Annotated in this window: 24 protein-coding genes, 1 tRNA gene and 2 pseudogenes; 17 read left to right on the top strand and 10 right to left on the bottom strand. The window is 62.3% G+C overall.

The genetic code is table 11. The annotated features are described in order from the left end of the window. Positions 1-47: 47 nt before the first annotated feature. Positions 48-851, bottom strand: coding sequence for a helix-turn-helix transcriptional regulator (locus tag ACMGFH_RS13225; RefSeq protein ID WP_415378913.1), 804 nt, complete (start codon positions 849-851; stop codon positions 48-50). 377 nt (positions 852-1,228) lie between these two features. Here ACMGFH_RS13225 and ACMGFH_RS13230 point away from each other — a divergent pair, with 377 nt between their 5' ends. Then, positions 1,229-1,816 (top strand): carboxymuconolactone decarboxylase family protein, encoded by a 588-nt coding sequence (locus ACMGFH_RS13230; protein WP_415378914.1) that lies wholly within the window; start codon positions 1,229-1,231, stop codon positions 1,814-1,816. A gap of 941 nt (positions 1,817-2,757) precedes the next feature. Here ACMGFH_RS13230 and ACMGFH_RS13235 read toward each other — a convergent pair. Beyond that, on the bottom strand, positions 2,758-3,375 hold the full coding sequence (locus tag ACMGFH_RS13235) for a universal stress protein (RefSeq protein WP_415378915.1): 618 nt from the start codon (positions 3,373-3,375) through the stop codon (positions 2,758-2,760). A 173-nt stretch (positions 3,376-3,548) separates the two neighbouring features. Between ACMGFH_RS13235 and ACMGFH_RS13240 the strand changes: the two are divergent. After that, a pseudogene (locus tag ACMGFH_RS13240) lies at positions 3,549-3,764 on the top strand (SAM-dependent methyltransferase); the annotation flags it as partial. 41 nt (positions 3,765-3,805) lie between these two features. Here the strand turns inward: ACMGFH_RS13240 and ACMGFH_RS13245 are convergent. Then, positions 3,806-4,720, bottom strand: coding sequence for a hypothetical protein (locus ACMGFH_RS13245; protein ID WP_415378916.1), 915 nt, complete (start codon positions 4,718-4,720; stop codon positions 3,806-3,808). Positions 4,721-4,822: 102 nt separating this feature from the next. Between ACMGFH_RS13245 and ACMGFH_RS13250 the strand changes: the two are divergent. Beyond that, a pseudogene (locus tag ACMGFH_RS13250) lies at positions 4,823-5,188 on the top strand (CopG family ribbon-helix-helix protein); the annotation flags it as partial. A 272-nt stretch (positions 5,189-5,460) separates the two neighbouring features. After that, a complete protein-coding gene (locus tag ACMGFH_RS13255; RefSeq protein ID WP_415378917.1) occupies positions 5,461-7,689 on the top strand; it encodes a copper-translocating P-type ATPase in 2,229 nt (742 codons plus the stop codon). A 10-nt stretch (positions 7,690-7,699) separates the two neighbouring features. On the opposite strand, the gene ACMGFH_RS13260 is transcribed toward ACMGFH_RS13255, so the two are convergent. Next, complete coding sequence (locus tag ACMGFH_RS13260) at positions 7,700-7,894, bottom strand: DUF411 domain-containing protein (RefSeq protein ID WP_415378918.1); 195 nt, start codon at positions 7,892-7,894, stop codon at positions 7,700-7,702. 79 nt (positions 7,895-7,973) lie between these two features. Further along, positions 7,974-8,171 carry a heavy-metal-associated domain-containing protein gene (locus tag ACMGFH_RS13265; RefSeq protein WP_415378919.1) on the bottom strand — a complete coding sequence of 66 codons (198 nt, stop codon included), beginning with the start codon at positions 8,169-8,171 and terminating at the stop codon, positions 7,974-7,976. A 128-nt stretch (positions 8,172-8,299) separates the two neighbouring features. Between ACMGFH_RS13265 and ACMGFH_RS13270 the strand changes: the two genes are divergently transcribed. From ACMGFH_RS13270 to ACMGFH_RS13280, 3 genes are all read left to right on the top strand, one after another. Then, positions 8,300-8,881 carry an AsnC family transcriptional regulator gene (locus ACMGFH_RS13270; RefSeq protein ID WP_415378920.1) on the top strand — a complete coding sequence of 194 codons (582 nt, stop codon included), beginning with the start codon at positions 8,300-8,302 and terminating at the stop codon, positions 8,879-8,881. 256 nt (positions 8,882-9,137) lie between these two features. Beyond that, positions 9,138-9,494: an SHOCT domain-containing protein gene (locus ACMGFH_RS13275; RefSeq protein WP_415378921.1), complete on the top strand. Its 357-nt coding sequence runs from the start codon at positions 9,138-9,140 to the stop codon at positions 9,492-9,494. Between the two features lie 75 nt (positions 9,495-9,569). Beyond that, positions 9,570-9,776 carry a hypothetical protein gene (locus ACMGFH_RS13280; protein ID WP_415378922.1) on the top strand — a complete coding sequence of 69 codons (207 nt, stop codon included), beginning with the start codon at positions 9,570-9,572 and terminating at the stop codon, positions 9,774-9,776. A 10-nt stretch (positions 9,777-9,786) separates the two neighbouring features. Here the strand turns inward: ACMGFH_RS13280 and ACMGFH_RS13285 are convergent, their stop codons facing one another. Genes ACMGFH_RS13285 through ACMGFH_RS13295 form a run of 3 tightly spaced genes read right to left on the bottom strand, consistent with a single transcriptional unit; the run spans position 9,787 to position 12,085 of the window. Then, positions 9,787-10,521: a hypothetical protein gene (locus tag ACMGFH_RS13285; protein ID WP_415378923.1), complete on the bottom strand. Its 735-nt coding sequence runs from the start codon at positions 10,519-10,521 to the stop codon at positions 9,787-9,789. Further along, positions 10,521-11,267: a hypothetical protein gene (locus tag ACMGFH_RS13290; RefSeq protein ID WP_415378924.1), complete on the bottom strand. Its 747-nt coding sequence runs from the start codon at positions 11,265-11,267 to the stop codon at positions 10,521-10,523. Before ACMGFH_RS13290 ends, ACMGFH_RS13285 begins: the two co-directional genes overlap by 1 nt. Next, complete coding sequence (locus tag ACMGFH_RS13295) at positions 11,264-12,085, bottom strand: ATP-binding cassette domain-containing protein (RefSeq protein WP_415378925.1); 822 nt, start codon at positions 12,083-12,085, stop codon at positions 11,264-11,266. The genes ACMGFH_RS13290 and ACMGFH_RS13295 overlap by 4 nt, the downstream gene beginning before the upstream one ends. Before the next feature lie 621 nt (positions 12,086-12,706). Here ACMGFH_RS13295 and ACMGFH_RS13300 point away from each other — a divergent pair. From ACMGFH_RS13300 to ACMGFH_RS13310, 3 genes are all read left to right on the top strand, one after another. Further along, entirely contained in the window at positions 12,707-14,113 is a 1,407-nt protein-coding gene (locus tag ACMGFH_RS13300; protein WP_415378926.1) for a permease, read from the top strand. Between the two features lie 128 nt (positions 14,114-14,241). Continuing rightward, positions 14,242-15,708 (top strand): amidohydrolase family protein, encoded by a 1,467-nt coding sequence (locus ACMGFH_RS13305; protein ID WP_415378927.1) that lies wholly within the window; start codon positions 14,242-14,244, stop codon positions 15,706-15,708. 6 nt (positions 15,709-15,714) lie between these two features. After that, on the top strand, positions 15,715-16,620 hold the full coding sequence (locus ACMGFH_RS13310; RefSeq protein ID WP_415378928.1) for an alpha/beta fold hydrolase: 906 nt from the start codon (positions 15,715-15,717) through the stop codon (positions 16,618-16,620). 105 nt (positions 16,621-16,725) lie between these two features. On the opposite strand, the gene ACMGFH_RS13315 is transcribed toward ACMGFH_RS13310, so the two are convergent. Continuing rightward, positions 16,726-16,860 carry a winged helix-turn-helix transcriptional regulator gene (locus ACMGFH_RS13315; protein ID WP_415378929.1) on the bottom strand — a complete coding sequence of 45 codons (135 nt, stop codon included), beginning with the start codon at positions 16,858-16,860 and terminating at the stop codon, positions 16,726-16,728. Positions 16,861-17,254: 394 nt separating this feature from the next. Here ACMGFH_RS13315 and ACMGFH_RS13320 point away from each other — a divergent pair, with 394 nt between their 5' ends. Further along, complete coding sequence (locus ACMGFH_RS13320; RefSeq protein WP_415378930.1) at positions 17,255-17,530, top strand: HNH endonuclease; 276 nt, start codon at positions 17,255-17,257, stop codon at positions 17,528-17,530. Between the two features lie 49 nt (positions 17,531-17,579). Here ACMGFH_RS13320 and ACMGFH_RS13325 read toward each other — a convergent pair. Continuing rightward, positions 17,580-17,651: transfer RNA gene (locus ACMGFH_RS13325), tRNA-His, on the bottom strand. A gap of 240 nt (positions 17,652-17,891) precedes the next feature. Here ACMGFH_RS13325 and ACMGFH_RS13330 point away from each other — a divergent pair. The 6 genes from ACMGFH_RS13330 to ACMGFH_RS13355 all read left to right on the top strand — a co-directional run bounded on the left by ACMGFH_RS13330 (position 17,892) and on the right by ACMGFH_RS13355 (position 22,904). Further along, positions 17,892-18,065, top strand: coding sequence for a hypothetical protein (locus tag ACMGFH_RS13330; protein WP_415378931.1), 174 nt, complete (start codon positions 17,892-17,894; stop codon positions 18,063-18,065). Positions 18,066-18,334: 269 nt separating this feature from the next. Continuing rightward, on the top strand, positions 18,335-19,264 hold the full coding sequence (locus ACMGFH_RS13335; RefSeq protein ID WP_415378932.1) for an ABC transporter ATP-binding protein: 930 nt from the start codon (positions 18,335-18,337) through the stop codon (positions 19,262-19,264). Then, positions 19,261-20,109 carry an ABC transporter permease subunit gene (locus tag ACMGFH_RS13340; protein ID WP_415378933.1) on the top strand — a complete coding sequence of 283 codons (849 nt, stop codon included), beginning with the start codon at positions 19,261-19,263 and terminating at the stop codon, positions 20,107-20,109. Before ACMGFH_RS13335 ends, ACMGFH_RS13340 begins: the two co-directional genes overlap by 4 nt. 298 nt (positions 20,110-20,407) lie before the next feature. Beyond that, complete coding sequence (locus ACMGFH_RS13345) at positions 20,408-21,958, top strand: glycoside hydrolase 43 family protein (RefSeq protein WP_415378934.1); 1,551 nt, start codon at positions 20,408-20,410, stop codon at positions 21,956-21,958. A gap of 96 nt (positions 21,959-22,054) precedes the next feature. Further along, positions 22,055-22,507 carry a DUF5814 domain-containing protein gene (locus ACMGFH_RS13350; protein WP_415378935.1) on the top strand — a complete coding sequence of 151 codons (453 nt, stop codon included), beginning with the start codon at positions 22,055-22,057 and terminating at the stop codon, positions 22,505-22,507. A 151-nt stretch (positions 22,508-22,658) separates the two neighbouring features. Then, the gene (locus ACMGFH_RS13355; protein WP_415378936.1) at positions 22,659-22,904 is read left to right on the top strand and encodes a UPF0175 family protein; all 246 of its coding nucleotides are present in this window, start codon (positions 22,659-22,661) and stop codon (positions 22,902-22,904) included. The last annotated feature ends 77 nt before the right edge of the window (positions 22,905-22,981 follow it).

Genomic DNA, 22,981 nt, shown 5'->3' on the forward strand with positions numbered 1-22,981 from the left:
GTGGTGAGCGCAGCAGTTACACAGATTCGAGGAGAACGCCCACGAGTTCAGTCGTGGGTCACTGACTGGAGACTGGTGTCCATCTCGGTGAGGTCGAGTGCTTCCGCATCCCGTTTGAATCGCCGGTAGAGGTCCGTCGCCCACTCCCGAGCCTCGGGATTCTCTGTCGTGAGGGAGGCGACCGGCAACGACGTATCGCTGTCGAAGCCACCGATAATAACCACGTCGTCGATAATTCCCATGGTGAACGGGAGTGCGGCATGAGTGTACAGTGACGGTGCCTCGGCGCTGGCGATGGTCTCGAACGCTTCTTCAGAGGCATTCTGGTCTGCTTGGAGCGCCAGTGGCGTGCAGATGGCCTCGAAATCGATACCGTTTCGAGCGTGCTTGATTCCCTGTTCGGTGATTTTTGGGGGACAACCAGCGACGACTAAACTTCGAGAATAGTCGAACTCCTCGAAGTGTTCGAGCCACGGTTCGATCGGTTCGTTCGGGTTCTGTGGCGTCGCGACGTGGAGGTCAGCATCGGCAAACAAGTGGATGTTGCGCGTGAGCTCCAGTGCCGAAACCTGTGCGAGCAGCGGCTCCAGCCGGTCGATAGCCGCCAACGAGCGCTCGAACTGCTCGACAGCCTCGACGACAGCACAGCCGGCTCCAGTCGTCTGATACCCCCTTGGCTGTTGGTCGAGCAATCCCTCCTCCGAGAGCGTAGACGTTCGTCGGTACGCCGTCGCGCGTGAGATATCGAGTTCGTCCTGCAACTGCGACCGATCGATCGGCCCATCGCGGGCTGCCTTCAGCAGCGGGACCCGGTCTAGCAACTGGTGTGGGTCGCCCTCGTAGCGTTCCATGCACGTGGCATGTATGTTCGAATCATAAGTGTTCCGTCAGATGTCTCAGGTGATGAACCGTCGTCTCAGGGAATGACTATACCATTACACTCCTCGTTCTGTTTACTCGATGGGACGGACATATCTGGCGAGGGCTGTCGTCGGTGGTCGACGCCCAGACTGGTGGGGGTGGTGACCGAACGGGCATCAAGCACAGTTCTTGGCAACTCGGACTGTCGGCACCTCTGGTCGAATGTGCTCGCCACGGGTCGCGCCGGGCTCACTGCTCGGCGACCGGAGAAATTCCCCATATCGAACAGCGATGCGTACTTTGTGAGAAATGCTTCTAGAAGCCCTCTGAACCAAGAATTTAAGGCATACTCGCTGGTCGAGAGTCCATGGCACGAGTGCCAATAATCGAACCCGAAACGGTCGACGATCCGGCTGTCGAAGAGATTTTCGCGTGGGTCACCGAGATGGAGGGGTCGGTCCCGAATCACTTCTATCTGGAATTGAACTTTCCGGAGTACATGAAGCCGAAGCTCCAGTCGACGGCGGCGCTGTGGGAACACGGGGAACTGTCGATGCCGGAGATTCAGCACGTCGGAATCGCTGTTTCCACCGCCAACGGGTGCGCGTACTGCACCGGTGCCTTCTGTACGATCCTCGATTACGGGCTCGACGCCGATACCGACTACGTCAGGGAGTTCGCAGAGCAGGGTACGGACGTCCTCGACGACGACCGCCTGGAAACCATCGTCGAGTACGCGCTGACGATCAACGACGATCCGCACGCCGTCACCGACGCGGATACCGAGGCCCTTCGCGAAGTCGGACTCGGCAACAAAGGGATCGTCCAGTTGACCCACCTTGTCAGCGATTTCGCCTCCTACAACCGGCTCAACACCGCTCTGGATACAGATTACGACTACCAGGAGATGTGGCGCGAACTCGATATGGCTGCCATGTCGCCCGCTGACGACTAGACGGTCCGACAACGTTCTGATGGGTCGATGGCCGGAGTGATTCCTATCATGTGACCATTACGTGTGGTCTCCAGCTAGTTTCCTTCGCGATCTCACATTGATACCGGAGTGGCTCGATACACCCACGTCGTCCGTAGGCCGAAAGATGCCAGCGGCGTTCCGACCCCTCGACAAGCGTCTGGGATCGGGTTGCTGTGCTCGGCGGATCAAGCGCAGTCTTATGTAACATTTCGCTACGTGGGCTCGACTATTGTTACTCAAACCAATATTGACCAACTGGTACCGAAGCGGAACTGTCCTAAGACTAGTTGGGGGTTGATGGCATCATCGTTTACAGCGGAAGTGGTGGGGTGGGTGTCTCCCCTAACAGCGGAAGCAGTGGTGTGCCGAGTTTATATACAATCCATTGGCCGTGGTGAATCGCCAGACGTAGCTTGATTTCACGGTGTCACGACTCGCTTGATGTTATGAACGACACATTTCAGGACGATTTCGCGGAACTCCCGTTTCGAGCTACTTTGGGAAGATGTTTACCAGACTATTCGACGATATAGTGTACCGTCGCTCGTCGCGCCACCGCTCCCGATCTGGGGCGAATCTGGCACGATGAGCGGTAGCGAAACTCATGTACGACGATACGACGCAGACCAATCCGTCGCAGTCGAACCGGTCGGGTAATCGAAGACCGTCGCTCCGGACGCTCGGGCTGACACTGTGAGCACTCGCCGTCGTCGCTGTACTCACCATAGTGCTTGCAGGTGATCAGCAAGATACCGGTCTCGTGGGGGAGTCACACATCCCGGCACCCCTCGTCGATGCGTACTGCCAGTCGTGGAAGCTGATGAACGGTACGGGGCGTTCCACATTCGAGAATTACTAGTAGATGCTATCGTGTTGGAAATCGACAGAATGGTCTGGGAGAACCACTTGAAATCACAGATTCATTGTCTGATGATGCTCGTCCGTTGTGTGACAGGGTCAACGTAGATCATGTACGAGTCGCCATCTTCCTCCGCGTCAACGACCCATACGCTGATCTGTCGTTCAGCGGCCGAGATAGCTGCATGGACCCCTTTCTGCTCGAGAGCCTTGCGGGCGATGTCAATCGCCTCGTCCTCGTCTTCAACAGTAACGTCTGTCTCCAGAAGCCGAACAGTCATGACGGGACAGGGGGCCTTGCGGACGACGCGCTCGGCGACGCTGCCAATGAGACGCCGTTCGACGCCGGAGCGGCCGTGGGTTCCCGAGACGATCAGGTCGGTGTCGATCTCGCCGGCGAAGTCAACGATCCGCTGTGCGGGGTCGCCATCCTCGATGGCCGTCACGACATCGACACCGTGGTTGCGGGCCATCCCCGCGACGCGGTCGACTGCCTCGCGACCACGGGCTTCGAACTCCTCCTCCTCGCCGAAGCCGGCGACGAGTCCGCGTACCTTCTCGTCGATAACGTGGAGGACGTGAATCGTCGCGCCGTACGTCTCCGCAAGGTCTATCGCCTGTAGAGCGACGTGAGCCGATCCGACGCTCCCGTCCGTCGGGACGAGGATTCGTTCGTACATACCCGTGCCAACGGTTCCGGCCCACATGAAAGGCCCTACCCTACACGGTGTGTCTAATCTACCGCAAGGAAGTACAACCTCTCATCCTCACGCCGATCAGTACTAGCGGGTAATGCGTACCATTCCAGCTCGGTATCGAGTGTCGGTATCCTAGCAGTGGGGAAGAGGAAACCATGACGCTGTACGGCGTAGGTCTCGGTCCCGTCGCAGTGGACCTGATCACGCTCCGCGGGAAGCGCGTGCTCGAAGCAGCGGACGTAGTGTACGCGCCCGGGCGACTCCCCGAGTCGGTCGCGGCCGAGTACGTTTCGGATGCGACGCTGAGCGACCTCTCGGTCCCGATGATGCGCGACCCGGAAGAGTTGCGCCAGACGTGGCGTGACGCGGCTGAACTCGGTGGGCTACCAAGCCTGCGGAGACAGCAATTGAGTTAGAATACGCCGATGATGAATCCGGTCCCCATGATAATGAGGACAGCAGCCGAGAACGCCGGGAGGTACGGAGTGTATTTCTCCACTTTTGCTTCGTGACGATGATAGCCAGCTATCAGCAGCATCGTCAACCCGACGATTCCGAAAATGACCGTGAGAGCGTACGCGCTCATCAGTTCAAGGCAATAGTTTGACCCGGCACAGAGCGCGATTATCTCGAACTCTTCTTCGTGGGCGAACCCAAGCAGGAAGGCGAACCACGCGATACCGAGCAGGCCGCGGTCAGCCCCCTCATCAAGGTCGTCGTGCGAGTGAGAGCGAGCTCCGACGAACGGTAGATACCCCTTCAGTCGACCAAGCAGTCTCTCACCGTCTCCGCCGTCTGAATGGCCGTCGTCGTGGTCGTGCGAACGAAAGTCGTGACTGTATCCATGCCCGGACTGATCGCCGTGGTCATGTGAGTGGTCGGTATCGTGGCTGTGCGAATGCCCACGATCGTGGGCATGTAAATTGTCGTGTTCGTGGGCACTGTGCGCGTGGTCATGGTCGTCATCGTGGGTGCCGTGTGAGTGGCTATGACGGTACTCCCGGATTCCGAGCGCGATGAGCAAGACCCCAGCGACCACGCTGACTGGCCCGCCGAGGAATACGTTCCAGATGAGGTGAATCGGCTCGTTGACCTGCGTGAGGTTGAAGTAATTCTTCGCGTAGAAGAACGCCGCTACCATTGCAATACTACTGATGAGGTGGCCGAGCCCGAGAATGAAACTCGCCGCGAAGCCGTAGACCCACTTGTTCGTCTGGTCGAGCGCGTACGAGGCGGCGACGGGCCAGCCGTGTCCCGGTTCGATACCATGGATGGCACCGAGCGCGACAGCCCCGACCAGGAGACCGAGTGCCTCACCGTGTAACATCTGTGTGAGTGTCTGCCGAGAGCGAGGATAACGGTTGTTAATACCGAGTTGGGGGTTCCGTCATACGGAGGCATCTTGTGACTGCACTACGAGAATGGGCGTCTGCGAACGAGTTCCAGCATCCCTGACGAGGTTGTCGAAGCGTTCGACCGGGTATAGCAGGACCAAGAGATCGAGAACCGGTCGCGGGCAGTCAGAGAAGCGATGCTGGAATACGTCGAGGCACACTCACGCCTCGAATCGACAGCGGGTGAAATCGTTGCGCTCGTCACCTTCGACTACCGTCATCACGACGTTATCGGAGAACTCCACGCAGTTCAACACGAGTACCAGGACGTAATCGATACGACGAGTCATACCCACCAAGGCGAGTGGTGTCTGGAATCGCTGTTTTGTCGGGGATCAGCCAAGCGGGTCCGAGAATTGACCTACCGCCTCAGAGATTTCGACGGCGTACCCCGCGTGAGATCGTCCAAGTGGGATAGTCATCGGCCAGGCTCGATCGAGCGTTCGGGATTTCCTGAACACGCTCGACGTCCTTCGAGACCGCGGGATCCCGACCGTGTCCGACTATCAGTTCGACGCGTCGCTCGGTTCGATAGCCGATCGCCGGCGGACCCTACGGGGACTCATCGACGCCGGCGAACGGCGCTGGCCCGTCTTAAACAGCCAGTGAGGGCTTCCAATACAGACCGCAAATCCATCACCCCTGGTGCCGTACTCCTGCTTACTGAGAGACAATGGACGACCACTCCCACCACGATCATCACGATACGGAGAACGGAGAGGGAGGCGGAGATTCAGCCGAGTCGCGGACAGAACAGTCGATGCTCGAAGAAGAGGCCGAAGACGCGGACGAGGTCGAAGCGGAAATCGAGGAGCAACACGACCACCACGCGGGACACGAAGCAGGTGGTCGCGATCACGGCGAGGGTCACGGCGACCACGGTGGGATGCACGCCGGCCACGAACAGATGTTCCGGCGTCGATTCTTCGTCTCGACGCTGCTGTCGATCCCCGTCCTCCTCTACAGCGAGTTCCTCCAGACCCAACTTGGCTTCTCCGTGCCCGCGTTTCCGGGAAGCGAGTGGATCAACCCCGTCTTCGCCGTCGTCGTCTTCGCCTACGGAGGGGTCCCGTTCCTGCGGATGGCGGCCCCGGAACTGAGAGACCGCGCACCGGGAATGATGACGCTCATTTCGATGGCGATCACCGTCGCGTTCGTCTACAGCCTGGCGAGCGTCGTCTTTCCGACGACGTCGGCGTTCTTCTGGGAGCTCGTGACGCTCATCGACATCATGTTGCTCGGTCACTGGATCGAGATGCGGTCCGTCCGCCGTGCGTCGAGCGCGCTCGACGAGCTGGCGAAGCTAATGCCCGACACGGCGGAGCGGATCACCGAATCAGGGGATACCGAAGAAGTGCCAGTGAGCGAGCTCTCCGAGGGGGACCTCGTCCTCGTGCGGCCGGGTGCCAGCGTCCCCGCTGACGGCGTCGTCGAGGAGGGCGACTCCGACGTGAACGAGGCGATGATCACCGGCGAGTCGAAACCGGTCTCGAAGGAACCCGACGACGAGGTGATCGGCGGCACGGTCAACGGCGACGGGAGCCTCCGGGTGCGCATCGACGCGACGGGCGAGGAGACGACCCTGGCAGGGATCATGCGTCTCGTCGAAGAGGCACAGGAGAGCGAATCGAAGACGCAAGCCCTCGCCGACCGAGCCGCCGGGTGGCTGTTCTACGTCGCCCTCGGTGCCGCCGTCGTTACGGGAATTGCCTGGACGGTGGCGACGACGTTCGACGCGGCCGTCATCGAACGGGTCGTCACCGTCCTCGTCATCGCGTGCCCTCACGCGCTCGGCCTCGCGATTCCGCTCGTCGTCGCGATCAATACCTCGCTCGCCGCTCGCAATGGCATGCTCATCCGCGACCGGATCGCGATGGAAGACGCGCGAAACCTCGACACGATCATCTTCGACAAGACAGGGACGCTTACCGAGGGCGAACACGGCGTCGTCGGGACGGCCACCGTCGACGGCGTCGACGAAGACGAAGCGCTCGAACTCGCCGCCGCGGTCGAAAGTGACTCCGAGCACATGATCGCCCGGGCGATCCGGGAGGCGGCCGACGAACGAGGGATCGACGCCCCCGACGCTACCGACTTCGAGGCGATGAAGGGCCGAGGGGTCCGGGCATTTGTCGGTGGGCAGGAGGTCTACGTCGGCGGTCCGAACCTCCTCGACCATCTCGACAGCGACGTTCCCGACGAGTTGCGCACCTTCGCCGACGAGGCGGGCGAAAACGCACACACAGTGGTTTACCTCGTCCGAGAGGGGAAACTGATCGCGGCGTTCGCGATGGCCGACGTCATCCGCGAAGAGAGCTACCGAGTCGTCGACGCGCTCCACGACCTGGGTATCGAGGTTGCCATGCTGACGGGTGACTCTCGGGACGTGGCCGAGGCCGTTGCCGACGAACTGGGCATCGACACAGTGTTCGCCGAGGTATTGCCCGACGACAAGGACGTGAAGGTCCAGGAGCTACAGGACCAGGGCAAACTCGTCGGCATGGTCGGCGACGGCGTCAACGACGCGCCCGCACTGACGCGGGCCGACGTGGGAATCGCTATTGGGAGCGGGACCGACGTCGCAGTTCAGTCTGCCGACGTCATCCTGGTCCAGAACAACCCGATGGACGTCGTTCGCCTGGTGAAGCTGAGCAAAGCGAGCTACCGGAAGATGCAGGAGAACATCGTCTGGGCCGCCGGCTACAACGTCTTCGCCATTCCGCTGGCTGCGGGCGTCCTCGCGCCTATCGGCATCCTCCTGTCGCCCGCCATCGGCGCTCTCCTGATGTCGTTGAGCACGGTCATCGTCGCGATCAACGCACAGCTCCTCCGCCGCGTCGACCTCTCGGTGCCGAGTTTGCCGGGCGTCTCGGCGGGCGAGCAGGCCCGTCCGGCGGACTAATGTCACTGACTCAGTACTCCGCGTAGACACCACTCGCCTGACCGTCATCGAACTCGTGGATAGCAAACGACCCTCGCTTCGATCCGCCCATTCCAGGCGACCCCGCGGGCATCCCCGGCAATGCGACGCCGTCTATCGCGGGTTCCTCGTCGAGGAACGTTGCAATGACGGCTGTGGGGACGTGCCCTTCGACGACGTACCTCACCACCGGGACGCACAACGATACGCATCGAAATTCACGCTGGCGTCCCACGACGTCTCGTACGGCGGAGCCTCCGTGGTAGTTAGGCCGAAGCGTCGTACCCGGCTTCGTCCACTGCACTGACGAGAGCGTCTGTGTCTGCATCGCCCTCGACAGTCACTGATTCGGCCCCTCGATCGGCCTTCGCGTTCGTGACGCCGTCGACATCTTCGAGCGCTTCTTCGACGCTCTGCTCGCAGTGCTCACAGGTCATCCCCTCTACGGAGATCGTTTCGCTCATACGGTGAGATGTACGGGAGTCTACTCTTTGTCGTTTTCTGCTTCGATTCCAAAGTCAAAATCGTTCTTCCCTTCGCAGGCCTAAGCACGATTCATTGAATTATTGGCCGTAGAGAGCGACGTAGATGTATGCGAGAGCTGGACGAGACAGACATGACGATTCTCACGCTCCTGGGTGAGAACGCCAGACGCCCGTTTAGCGACATCGGCGACGTCGTCGACCTTTCCGGTCCAGCGGTTTCCGACCGCGTCACTCGCCTGCAGGAAGCTGGCATCATCAACCGGTTCACCGTCGACGTAGATCGATCGCAACTGCACGCCGGGATTCCGGTGTTCGTCCAGGTGACGGGGGTAGACGATGTCGATGGCCTCAAAAACCGCATCGGAGATGCCGACGCCGTCGAACACCTCTTCGTCACCGCCGACGGCGGCATCTGGTTCTACGCCCGCGCACAGGTCCAGAACGTCCGCCGGTGGCTCGATGGGCTCCTCGACGATGACGTCGAGTACACGGTGACGCTGATGGACGACGTCGAATGGCGCCCATCGCTGGACGGGACCGAGTTTGCGCTCACCTGTGCGGAGTGTAACAACACCGTGGACAGCGAGGGCTGCTCGGCTCGCCTCGACGGACAGGTGTATCACTTCTGCTGTCCGTCGTGTCAGAGCCGGTTCGAGGAGCGATACGAGCGCCTCGAAGAGGGCGCCTGATCGCTTTCGATTCGAAAGACCGCGCTCGGAGATGGACAGTCGAACACCCGTCGAGTTTCGACAGCGATTCCCAGAGCTGCAAATCTTCGAGGAGTGAGCGTGCTGTCGGTATGCCGGTTACCCCAGATCGAGAACCGGGCGGGCGAACGCGTCCTCGACGGAGCCGCCACGGAACTCGTCGATCCATCGCCGGCGTGGTCGATCCTGGCTGAGTTACTTGGCGTTCGGCTCCGTAGTACCGACGAGGAGACCCAGTATGGCTACACAGCGCTCGTCGGACGGATTGCTCTGGATCGTCGTCGTCCTCGGCGTCATCGTCCTGTTTCCGCTGTTGATGATGGTGTTCGCGATGCCGATGATGGGGATGATGGGCTGGTGGGGTAACGGCATGGCTAGCGGCCTCTCACCGCTGTGGGGGCTCGGAATGATGCTTGCCTGGCTGGTCGTCCTGGTCGGTATCGGCTACCTGCTGTACCGCGGTCTGGTCGGTGGGACTGGGTCGGGTGCGCTCTCCGACCCGGCGCTCGAGGAGCTGCGGCTCGCGTACGCTCGAGGCGATCTCTCGGAGGAAGAGTTCGAAGAGCGGCGGGCGAAACTCCGGTCGGACGAGTGAGCAAGTCTGCAACCAGTCCTCACTGGGGATAGCTGGCGACGAAACGGGTTTCCGAATCGTCTCCGTAGTGTAAGTATGTCTACGACCGTAACGACGCCCGACGCTGACGAGGCCTGTGCGTACTGCGGGTCCCAAATCTTCGACCACGACCCGATCTGCGTGCGGGACTGCACCGACGATTGTGGTTCGCCAAACTACTTCTGTAACTACGCGTGCCTGTCTGCTCACGTCGACGAAAACGACCTGACAGCTGGGAACGCGTGTGAGTGGTCGCCCGAGTGATGAACGACGGTCACTCGACGGCCGTCGCCCGATAGAACACTAGTACGCCGATAGCGAGGAGAGCGACGGCATATGCGAGGGCACCGCCAAAATCCCCCGCGTCGACGCTCGACGTGAACGCCGCGTCGAAGAGCGCGTTCGTTGCGTAGTGGCTCGGTAGTAGCGTTATCCACTCAGGCGCATCAGTCGCGAGCGGGTTCTGGAACATGAGGACGTCCACCATCGGTGCGAACAGCATCACGTACACCCCGCCCAATCGACCGAGTGCGATACCGACGACGACGCCAAGGATGCCGTAGGTGAGGCCGACGAGCAGCGTCGCTGCGACGAACGGGACGATCGATACGGGAGTGAACGCGAGCACGGCGACGAGCACGGACGCCGCCGTGACGACGACGGTTCCGAGTCCGAGCGTACCGACCCGCGAGACGACGAGGTCCGTCGCGCTGTAGCCGGCGAGTCGGAGCCTGTCGTCGGCCGCTTGCGACGTCTGGACGAGGAATAACCCGACGATGCCCGAGAGGATGGCGACGGTCACGGGCGTCATGAACGCCGCCGCGAAGTCCGCCATGGGAACGGTGACGGTCGCCTCACCGATCGTCGCGGGAACGTCCACGTCCGGGACGAGCAGGACGAACGCGCCGATGATGTACGCCGGGAGGAACGCGAGTAGTGCCAGCAGGACCGGTGTCCGGCGGAACTCCCGGACGCCCATCGTCACGGCGGTCGTGACACGGCGGTTCATCAGACGTCACCTCCCGACTCGACCTGGTACGTGTATGCAACGACACTCAGGAGCGCGAACAGCGAGAGGTGGCCGAGGGCCGGAATCAGATGTTTGGTCGCGAGCGATCCCTCGACGACGGCCTGGGTCACGATAGCGTGTGGATGTGCCAGTGGAGCGAACTGCGTAACGCTGTCCTCGATGGCGAACAGGCCGCTCGCGAAGACGTTGTCCACGTCGGCCAGGATGACGAGCAGGAGCGATCCCTCTAGTTCTCTAGGGAGTACGCTCCCGACGACGATGCCGAGCAGGCCATAGATGGCACCGGCCAGTGTGAGCGCGGCGAACACGGCGATCGGTGCTCCGATCGGGTCGTCGACGAGGACTCCGAGCGAGAGCGTCGAGACGACGCCGACGACGGCGCTCGCCACGGCGACGGTCGCGAACCGTGCAGTGACGAGTTCGACACCGCGGAACCCACAGATTGCAAGCCGCCGGTCGGCGTGCCGGGCGCTGATCATCTGGAAGAGGCCGAGGACGCCCGCGAGCGCGCCGGTGGCGAACACGGCGCCGGTGATCCGGCCGACCGTCGCGACCGACCCGCTCACTGCGAAGATCCCAACGTCGGGGAACTGCCCCATGCCGACGCCGTAGATCTGAATCGACAGCGCTGGCAGGACGACCAGGAGGACGACGGTAAACGGTTCCCGGACGAACGAGCGCGTGCTCGCCCGGATTCCCGCGACGGTTCGGGTGACGCTGCTCATTCGCGCTCCCCTTCCCCGGCGGTCGCTCGCTGGCCGCTTCCGGAACCGGCCCCGTCGACGAACGAGGCGGTCCGTTCACAGCCCACGTCCTCGTCGGTCGGTTCCAGATCCAGTCCCTCGTCGTCGCCGATCTCCTGTCTGTGGAGGTGGCCGTCGTGGAGCTCGTAGACGACGTCGAAGCGGTCGCGTTCGTTGATAATGTGGGAGATAATAGCGACGCCGACGCCTCGGGCCCGCAGTTCCTCGGTGAGATCCCAGAACGCGAGGAACGTCTCCCAGTCGAAGCCAGTGTAGGGTTCGTCCAGCAAGAGCAGGTCGGGCTCGTGCATCAGTGCGACCGAGAGATTGACCTTCTGTCGGTTGCCGCCGCTGAGGTGGCGGATCTGCCGGTCGTGGAAGCGTTCGAAGTCCAGCACGTCGGTCAGCCACTCCCTGGCCTCGGCGATCTCGTCGTCAGCCATGCCGTAGGCCGTCCCGAACAGCTCGAAGGTCTCGTCGACGGTCAGCCGGTCGTAGAGGCGCGGTTCCTGCGGACACCAGCCGACGGAGCCCGCTCGGTCGATCTCGCCGGCGTCGTGGTCGAGGACCCCGGCGAGGATGCCCATGAGCGTCGACTTGCCGCTCCCGTTCTCGCCCATGATCCCGACGACCTGTCCGCGCTCGACCCGGAGCGTCGCGCCACCGAGCACCTCGACGGACCGGGTGAACGGAAGAACAGAGTCGTATGTCTTCTCGACACCGTTCGCGCTAACGACGGCGTCATCTCGTCGCTTCTCGGCACCTGAGACGCCGCTTCCTCGATTGGGTTCTTCGTTCATCACACTCGTATAGACGCACACATGTTCCAATGCGATTTCCCTTAGAAAACAGTAGAAGTAGTGCCCCTCTAACATTAGATTCGAAGGCAATACTCGTTCTGATGTTTCGCCACTCGGATCTAGTCGTCGTAGTGGATTCCCGGCGACCGAACCCTCGTCAATACACCAATCCAGCGGTCCGAATGGCCGCTAGTTCGTCGATTCGCTCACTGGGGAGGGGAGTCGATCTGCTCGGGCAGTCACTCGAGAGAACGTCGTAGATCGAGGGGAACGGTGAAATCGTCGCTGTTAGACGGTACATCCCCGTTTCAATACTTGGTCCGGCTTCATCCCGAGAAGTACCACGGCACCAGACAGGCCGCAATCCCACTTTGGATTCAAATGACTTCCCGGCCCCATAACCGTGGTCTCGAAACAGTAATCGCATTGAAACATGGTTGCGTATCTTCAAACAGGGTTCGCTACCGAGCGGACGGGGAAACCGATGACCACTCCATACATCACTCATCGATTCAGTCGTACCGACTTCGGGAGAAGCCGACTCACAGTAGATCGCGTGGAGACAGACGTAGAATCGAACGATCAAGTCGCTCTTTGGGCGGAACAGGAGGTCCAGTGGTGATGCTACAGGCGACGCTCGGGTCGCAACTGTTCGAGGCACTCAGAATCGGGTTCGGATTCCTCTGGACGGCCGCCTGGGCGATCATTATGGGGTTAGTCATCACCAGCCTCGTTCAGGTCTACGTCTCCAAAGAGCGGATGGCGGCGGTTCTCGGCAACGGTGATATCGAGGGACTCACCAAAGCAACGCTGTTCGGTGCCGCCAGCAGCGGTTGTAGTTTCGGCGCCGTCGCCATCGGTAAGGGCCTGTTCAAGAAGGGCGCTCACGTCGTCAACTTCCTCGCCTTCATGTTCGCGTCGACGAACCTCATCGTCGAACTCGGGCTGATGATACTGATCCTGTTAGGCTGGGAGTTCCTCGTCGCCGAACTCCTCGGTGGTGTGATCCTCATCGCGGTCATGGCGGTCATCGTCCACCTGACTCTTCCCGAGAATCTCTTCGATCGCGTTCGCGAGGAACTCAACGAGCGCGACCACGACCACGGCGTCTCCGAGGACCCGACCTGCGGAATGGAGGGCAAAGACGAGTACTCCATCGTCACTGATGGCGGCGAGACGCTGAAATTCTGCTCGGAGGGGTGCATGGAAACGTACCGGCAGGAAACGGCGAGCACCGGCGGCTGGCGCGACGAGCTCCTGTCGTGGGGCGGGTGGTACAAGGTGGGCAATCAGTACCGCAAGGAGTGGTCGATGCTCTACAAGGACGTGATCGCGGGCTTCCTCATCTCCGGGTTCGTCATCGTGTTCGTCCCACAGCGGGTCTGGAACGCACTGTTCCTCCAGGGCGATAGTCTCCTCGTTAGCGCAGAAAACGCGGTCATGGGTGTCACGATTGCCGTCCTGAGTTTCGTCGGGAGCATGGGCAACGTCCCGTTCGCCGTCGCGCTGTGGGGCGGCGGCGTCAGCTTCGCCGGCGTCATCGCGTTCGTCTACGCCGACCTGATCACCGTCCCCGTGCTGAACGTCTACCGCAAGTACTACGGCTGGAAAGTGATGGCGTACATCCTCGGCGTCTTCTTCGTCACGATGGCGTTCACCGGCTTCCTCATGGAGCAGCTGTTCGACGCGCTCGGCATCGTCCCGAACCTCGCCGGCGGCCAGACGGCGACCGAACAGACCTATTTCGAGCTGAACTACACGTTCTACCTCAATCTAATTGCCTTCGCGCTTTCGGGATTCCTCCTGTACGTCTACCGGCGTGGACTCGGGGCCCCCGGTCAGTACCGTGACCCGGTCTGCGGGATGCGGACCGACGAGGCCGGGCCGAGCGTGACCCACGACGGCGAGACGTACCACTTCTGCTCGAAGAGCTGCAAACGAGCGTTCGAGGACGATCCGAGTGGATTCGCGCAGGAACACACACCGATAGCAGGTGCAGGTACTTCTCAGAGCCATGATCATCACTGAATACGACCGTTCGATTCCCGGCGAAGGCGGTTGTCTGTCCGTCACTCCGCAGCGATTCGCCGACCCGAAACAGTCGGTCGCGGTAGAACAGTCTTCCCGGGTCACACTCGAGCCGGAGGTGACGAACGATGGCCGTTGATGCAGCGATCCACGACGCGCTCGTTCTCACGGTCGACGACCGCAACCGGCTGTACGAGCGCGGAACGGTCCTCGTCGACGACGGTCAGATCACCGAGGTTCGGAAATCACGAGATAGCGATGCGGACATCACTGCCCAACACGTCATCGACGGCGACGGAAAACTGGTGATGCCGGGGCTGGTCAACGCCCACACGCATCTCGAACTGACGCCGTTGATCGGCGCGTTCAGCGATCTCGGCCTGCTGGAGATGATGGGCAGCATGACGGCCCTTTACGGACGCCTCGGCGAGGGAGAGTTCGACTACCTCGCGGCGGCGGGCTACGAACTCGCCGCTCTGAACTTCCTCGTCGGCGGCGTGACGACAGTCAACTCCATGGACGTGCGGCCTGGAGCGGGTGCAGAGACGTTCGGCGAGGCCGGCCTCCGCGGGTTCTTCGGGCAGGCGATCACGGACCTCTTCTGGGACGTCCCCGTCGACGAGCAGTTCGCCCGTGCTCGTGCGTTCATCGACGAGCATCACGACACGTACGACGGACGCATCCGGGCGACGGTCTGCCCCCACGACGACTGGTCGTGCACCCGCGAGTTGTGGGAACGAACCGCGGATCTGGCTGCCGAGTACCCCGGCCTGCTCGTCCACACGCACCTGCTCGAATTGGAGGAGAGCAACACGATGGCTCGGTCGAACGGTGCCGAGGATTCGCTGGCGCTCCTCGACGACATCGGTCTCCTCGACGACCGCCTGGTCGCGGCTCACTTCCGCGTTGCCGACGACGGAGACGTCACACGCATCGCCGAGGCAGAGGCGTCCGTCGCGCACTGCCCGTCGGTGTTCGCCTACTGGAATCCGGACGCTGAGATGCAGTGGACGCCGGTTCCCGAACTTCGGGCTGCGGGCGTCGATGTCGGATTGGGTATCGACGACCACTACTGGCACGACTCCTACAGCATGTTCGGTGAAGCACGGCAGGCCCGCCTCGCGGCCAACGTCAAGCGGACGGCCGGACAGTACTCGTCGATGGAACTCGTCCGAATGCTCACGATCGAGGGTGCCCGTGCCCTCGGCGTCGGTCACGAGATCGGTAGCATCGAACCGGGTAAGCATGCGGATCTGATCGTCCTCGACGTCGACAAGCCGAAGTTCACCCCGCTGACGAATGTTCCCGCTCACGTGGTGAACAACGCCGCACCGGCCGACGTGGAAACGGTTTTCGTCGACGGCGACGTCGTGATGCGTGACGGGGTGCCGACCACGGTGAACGTCTCCGCGGTCCAAGAGCGAGCAGAGCAGGCAGTTGAGCGCTTTTCTGACGAGACTGGCTGGGAGATCCATATCGGTGGTGCCGAGCTACCAGATGCGGTCGAAACCCTCCGGAACATCCCAAAACGCGGGCCTTCGCGGCTGGTGTCTCGGCTCGCCGTTCAATCGGCTCGAGACAAATTTCCCTTCTGAGCACGTATGACGACCGCACAGTACCCACCCGAGTACGTCCCGTTCGAAGATGTTTGCCGGTCGCTTCCGACACCACGCCAGGTGCAGGTGTCCGATTCGGTCGAGTTAGAGACGCTGCATCTGACCGGTCCAGATCCGGCTATTGTGTTCGTCCACGGCGGCCTCGGCTCGCTCTGGAACCCGTATCCCCAACTGGCCGCCTTCGAAGGCGAACGCGAATTGGTGGCCTATTCCCTCGCGGGGAACGGGAACTCGACGGTCAGACCGACACAGTCGCTCGCCGGCCACGTCTCTGACCTTCGGCAGTTGCTCGACGAACTCCAGATCGAGCGGCCGATCGTCCATGGCCACAGTTACGGTACCGCCGTCGCCATTGAATACGCCAAGCGCCACCCAACTGCGGGCGTCATCCTCCATGCCGGCGGCGACCACGATCTCACGCCGGCGTGGGAAAAGCCACTGTTACGTCTGTTCCTTGCGCTCCGCCTCTATCGAATACCCGTTACCGACGCGCTCATCCGGCAACTGGCCTACACTGTGGGGTTCCACGAAGAAACGTCACGAGCGGTGGTCGAGGACTTCCTGCAATCGAATCCACTCCCCCACCGGCGATCGGCGTGGACGACCGTCACCGATGCCTTCTGGGGATACGATGGTCGCAGTGACATCGACCAGCTCGGTATGCCAACACTCGTTATCCACGGGCCAGCGGACGGGATAGTCCCAGTTGAGGTGGCGCGTGATACTGCGAACCGGATCCCGGGGAGCGTATTCTGCCGGCTTGAAGGGGCCGGTCACGTGGCCATGATCGAACGGCCAGCCGCGTATAACACCCTGATTCGGGCCCTTATCACTGCGATACGAGAAAACCGGGACCTTGAGACGGCTGTTTTCAGTAGTCTTGACGGTTGACGAATGTTCAGACCATCCCATCGAGATTCTACGGCGCACTCCTTGGAACAGAAATTGTAAATTTCATTGTCTTAGACGGTATAGAAGGCAAACGTATCTCCTCCACTAACACACGGACCCGCTGTCGCTCTTAGCGGGCCGAAGATACGATTTTCCCCACTCCTCGAGAGCCACGACCGCTGGCTGCAAGGACTGGCCGCGCTCTGTGAGCGAGTAGCTCCACGCAGCGTTCGCTCGCAAGTACTGGCCTGCATCCTGTCGGCGAGACGCCAGTGGCCGAACCGGGAAGGTTTCGACCAGTTGTAACCGCTGTGGAACGGAATTCGAATACTACCCCTCAGAGAAGGAGGGGCTATACTGTTCGGACTGTGTCGAGGCTGGCGACTGGCGCTCGTCACCGTCGTTGACGGGTGAGGAAAATCCGCGATGGGGTGGCGGGAAGCGAGTGCTTGCCTGTGACGTTTGCGGCGAGACGGTAGAGCGCTACCCGAGTAACGTGAACGACCTTGTCGTTTGTAGTGAACCGTGTCGTCGCGAATGGCTCTCAGAGTCGTTTTCCGGTGATGGCCATCCGAATTGGAAAGGCGGTGGGAACGAATCGTACGGAACCGGCTGGAACGACGTTCGGCGCCGAGTGCTACAACGAGACGACTCTCAATGCGTTCGCTGTGGTGCGACGACCGACGACATCGGCCGCAATCCCGATGTCCACCACATCGTCCCTGTGCGCTGGTTTATCGAATCAAACGACCACACGAAAACTGATGCCCATTTCCTCGACAACGTTATTTCGCTCTGTATTGCTTGCCATCGGAAAGCCGATCACGGCAAGATCGCGAAGCAGCGACTTCGCTCGCTTATCGACGATGGATCGACTGATCCCGTAGATGGAGTGAATACTGGCCCCTAGTCCAGATAGCAAAACCGAAGAATAAGGCCCTGAGAGCCTTTATTTCTGAGTCCGGGTGCGAGAATCGAACCCGCGTCTCAGCCTCCACAAGGCTGAAGGATAACCACTACCCCAACCCGGACACGCTTGCGCTGAGGCGTATCGGGATAACCGGGTAGAATTGAAATACGTTACGACTCCGGCCCCCGGGTGTGAACGGGCGACACGGACGTGGCCCGGCCCACATGTCACCGCCTGCCTGGACCATCCCGACCGTGCAGAGCGAATCTCTCCGACGCTGCTGTCGGGAGAGACGACTGTCACGCGCTGGCGCCACACGTTTCCGCATTGGTCTCCTGGGTATAGATGACCGGAGACTCGCATGGATAACACCACGGCCGAGTTCTGGGGTGGCGTCGTGATGCTCGCGGTCGGAGCCGTACTCCTGTTCGCGCCGGTCGCGCTCGCGGTTGAGTACACACTCGCCGTGCTTCTCGTCGGGACGCTGGGGCTGGTCGGCGGATCGCCCCTAATCGCCCTGTCTCGACGTGTCTGAGCGGCCTGCGGGCGCCGACGCGGCGGACTCAGCACACGAAGCGACCGACGGCGACGGCCCGGTGGACGCCGCCACGAGCGAATCGACGTGCCCGCTCGAACGCCGGGTCCAGCGATCGCCGGCCTTCGCGTCGCTCGCTCAAAGATCTTTGAGTAAGCGATCCGTTATATGTAAATAATTCAATAATACTTATCGTGGGTGACGAGAGAGAGAGCTACTGTGATTCGGACGACAGTGCGGGCGCGCGGCGTATCGAGGGGTGACGGAGCGTGGTAGCGATCGAACTCGACGGGTTGACCAAGCGCTACGGCGACGTCCTCGCAGTCGACGGGCTCGACCTCACCGTCGAGGAGGGCGAAATATTCGGCTTCCTCGGGCCGAACGGCGCGGGTAAGTCGACTACGATCGACATCCTGCTGGACTTCGTCCGGCCGACGTCGGGGACGGCGACGGTGCTGGGCCTCGATGCCCAGGAGGAGAGCCTGGCCGTCCGACGGCGGATCGGCGTCCTGCCGGACGCCTACCACGTCTACGACCGGCTGACGGGTCGACAGCACCTCGACTTCGTCGTCGATTCGAAGGACATCGGTGACGAGGTAGACATCGACGGGGTTCTGGAGCGGGTGTCGATCCGCGAGGCGGCCGACCGGAAGGCCGGCGATTACTCGAAGGGGATGCGCCAGCGGCTCGTCCTCGCCATGGCGCTGCTGGGCGACCCCGACCTGTTGATCCTCGACGAGCCGTCGACCGGGCTCGACCCCAACGGCGCCCGGCAGATGCGGGAGATCATCGAGGCGGAGAACGACCGCGGGACGACCGTCTTCTTCTCCAGTCACGTCATGGAGCAGGTCGAGGCCATCTGCGACCGCGTGGCGATCATCAACCGCGGGCAGCTCGTCGCCGTCGACTCCATCGACGGCCTGCGGGGCCAGACCCAGACGATGACCACGCTCACTATCGACGTCGGAGACGCCGACGCGGACGACGCCGCGGCGCTCCAGAACCGTATCTACGTTACGAACGCGACGCTCGACGGCGACCGGATGCAGGTGTCGATGACCCGCGACGGCTCGAAGTTCGAGGTGCTGCAGGCACTCGACGAGCGCGGCGTCGAGATCCGCGACTTCTCGATCGACGAGTCCTCGCTGGAGGATCTGTTCGCCGAGTACACGACCGAGAGACAGGAGGTAAAACAGTGAGCACGCTCGCCATCGCGAAGAAGGACTTCCGCGACGCGGTCCAGTCGCGGGCGCTCTGGGCGCTCCTTGGCGTGTTCGTCGCCCTCTCCCTGCTCCTGACGTACTCGTACGTCGAGTTCCCCGGACTCGTCAGCCCCGGAGCCGAGCCCTCGATCGGCGGCCTCGTCTTCTTCACGGCGGGGATCGTGAGCCTGTTCGTCTCGCTGACCGCCATCGTGATCTGCTACAAGGCGATCGCGGGCGAGCGGGAGATCGGGAGCATCAAGCTCATGCTCGCGCTCCCGCATCGCCGTCGGGACGTACTCTTCGGCAAGCTACTCGGGCGGATGGGCGTCCTCTCGCTCGCGCTCGCCATCGGCCTCCTGATCGGCTTCGGGTTCGCGTTCGCGATGCTCGGGACGGTCGACGCACTGACGGTCGCGCTGTTCCTGGTCGCGACGCTTCTGTTCACGGCTGTGTACGTCGCGCTCGTCGTCGGCATCTCGGCGACGACGGGGTCCACCTCGCGCGCGACGACGCTCGCGATCGGCTTCTTCGTGGTCTTCGAGTTCCTCTGGGACGTCGTCCCGCTGGGGGTCGTCTACGTCGTCAACGGCTTCGCGCTCCCCCAGCAGCTGCCCGACTGGACCTTCCTCGTGATGCAGGTGCCACCGTCGACGGCCTACGTCTCGGTGCTGACGGCGCTGCTCCCCGACGTCGCGGCGTCGCTGCCCACCCAGACGTTCGCCGGCGCGAGCATCGACGCCTTCTACGCGGTGCCCGAGATCGGCTTCGCCGTCCTCGCGTTCTGGCTGGTCGCCCCGATCGCGATCGGCTACTACCGTTTCGACACCGCGGACCTCTGACCGTCGCTCGACCGGGCGCGGAAGCACGCACCCCCTCGTTGCGGTCGCTACCGGCGTTGGCGTCGGCGTCCGTCTCACTCAGCAATCACAGCCGATCACTCGAAGCGTACGCGCTCGACTGCTCTGGGCCTCGGAGATTCACAGGGATCGACGGCCCCTGCGACGCCGGCCCACGTCACGATGGTCGCCCGTTCGGTGAGGGTCGGAGCGGCGATTCGAACGGTGGGCCGAACTGCGGGCACGCACCTCGCTACCGGGAACCGAACGCTTATCTCTGGATTGGTTGATATCGGCAGACATGGGACGCTCATCCGCCGTCTGGGACCCGAATCTCGACGACGACCGCTACCGGAACCCGGTCGTCTACGCGGACTACTCCGACCCCGACGTGGTTCGCGTCGGTGAGGACTTCTTCATGACCGCGTCGAGTTTCAACGCCGTGCCGGCGCTGCCGATCCTCCACTCCCGGGACCTCGTGAACTGGCGGCTCATCAACCACGCAGTCGAGGAGCTACCGCCCGCCTTCGACCGCCCGCAACACGGCAACGGCGTCTGGGCGCCCTCGTTCAACTACCACGACGGGACGTTCTACATCTTCTACGGCGACCCCGACCGCGGCGTCTACGTGACCAAAACCGACGACCCCCGCGGCGAGTGGTCGGACCTGCATCTCGTCCACGAGGCCGAGGGCTGGATCGACACGGCGCCGTTCTGGGACGACGACGGGGACGCGTATCTCGTCCACGCGTTCGCCAAGAGTCGTGCCGGCATCAACAGCGTCCTCCACGTCGCGCCGATGGCCGAAGACGCGACACACCTCACCGGCGAGAGCCGGGAGGTGTTCGACGGCCACGACGACCACCCGACAATCGAAGGCCCGAAATTCTACAAGCGCGACGGAGACTACTACATCTTCGCGCCCGCCGGCGGCGTCAGCGACGGCTGGCAGACGGTCCTGCGCTCCGAGGACATCTACGGCCCCTACGAAGATCGGGTCGTCCTCGCCCAGGGCGACACCGACATCAACGGACCACACCAGGGCGCCTGGGTCGACACCCCGAGCGGCGAGGACTGGTTCGTCCACTTCCAGGAAAAGGACCCATACGGCCGAATCGTCCACCTCCAGCCCATGTCCTGGGAGGATGGGTGGCCCGTCATCGGCCGCGACGAGGACGGCGACGGCACGGGCGAACCGGTCGAGACACACGAAAAGCCCGACGTCGCCGCTGACGACCTCCCCGTGATGGTCCCCCAGACGTCCGACGAATTCGAGTCGGCGCGCCTGGGACTCCAGTGGCAGTGGCACGGCAACCCCCAGTACGGCTGGCACTCGCTCACCCACCGCCCCGACGCGCTCCGTCTGTTCCCGCAGGCCATGGACGAGGCCGAGAACCTGTGGACCGTCCCGAACCTGCTCCTCCAGAAGTTCCCCGCTCCGTCGTTCACGGCGACGACGGCGATCAAGTGCGAACTCGACGAAGGGGCCGGGCACGGGGGTCTCCTCGTCATGGGCGAAGAGTACGCCTACCTCAGCGTTCGCCGGACAGCTGAGGGCGCGGAACTAGTACAGGGACGTAACACCGCACCGGTAGACGGCGAACCCGACGAAGCGGTGGAACGAGTGCCCCTCCAAAGCCCGTCCGCGCAGCTCCGCGCGACCGTCGAAGACGGCGGACGCGTCCAGTTCGCGTACGCGACGGGCGACGGCGACTTCGAGCAGGTCGGTGAGCCGTTCCAGGCACAGCAGGGGCGCTGGATCGGCGCGAAGATCGGACTGTTCGCAGTTCGGCCGGACGGCGCCGAAGCGACGGATGGATACTGCGACTTCGACTCCTTCCGGATCGAGTAGGTGTCGGCGGAGACGGCCGGCCGAACACCCCGCTCGCCCAGCGTCGGTCGCCGTCCGAGACGCTTTTCACGCCCTGGCGCCTCTCGGTAGATAGCCGTGGCCATCACGGACAAGATCTACGTCAAGAATCACCAGCAGATCGCCTCGCAGCTAGAGACGTCGTTCCCCAAGGGCGCGTTCAAGGGGGCGACGATGGACATGCTGTTCCAGGCGGAGAACCTCGCGAAGCTCGACGACGCGACCCAGGACCGCGTGCTCGACTTTGCGACAGACTTCATGGACTGCGCTTGCGAGGCCAACCCCCACTGTGGCCACCCCGAGGAGAAGTTCGTTAGCTACCTCCTCGAACTCCGCGCACAGGGCCTGGGCCCCGACGCCATCGTCGACGTGATGGGCGACGACTACATGCTCTACGCCTATCCGGGCGACGTGCTCTCCTTCCTCGACGGCGCCGTCCGCACGCTCGAAGCGGTCGAGACGCTAGCCGACGTCGACGGCCGGGACGGCGCCGCGAGCGACGCCCGGCGGAAGCGCGAAGAACTCCTGTAGCAGTATCGGGAACGCACTCGAATCGGAGTCTCTGTCGCCCGTACTATCGGTTTCGAGGTAGGATTGCTATCCAGTACAGACCGCGCCGGCGTGTATCGTAGTGAAGCGAACCGGCCAAACACTCAATGATCGGGTCATCAAATCCGTACGTATGTCTACTATCGAGATCGACGATGAAGTGTACGAGGCGATGCAGATCCCCGAACGGGAGCGTCCGCAGGTGATGAAGCGAGAGTTAGCTGTTTCACTGTATGCGCGTGATATTCTCTCGTTCGGTAAGGCACGCGCGTTAGCAGAGGTGTCCAAACGAGAGCTTCAAGAGCTACTCGGTAAGCGCGAGATCCCACGTCACTACACCGAAGTCGAACTCGCTGAAGATCTCGAATATGCCGAGTAACGAGGTTGTGGTCTCGGCTACGCCACTTCGGTATTGTTCACCGATATATGGCTGACTCCGCGTGAGCGGCCATTTGA

The sequence above is a fragment of the Halosimplex rarum genome, from assembly GCF_047715405.1.
Taxonomy (GTDB): Archaea; Halobacteriota; Halobacteria; order Halobacteriales; family Haloarculaceae; genus Halosimplex; species Halosimplex rarum.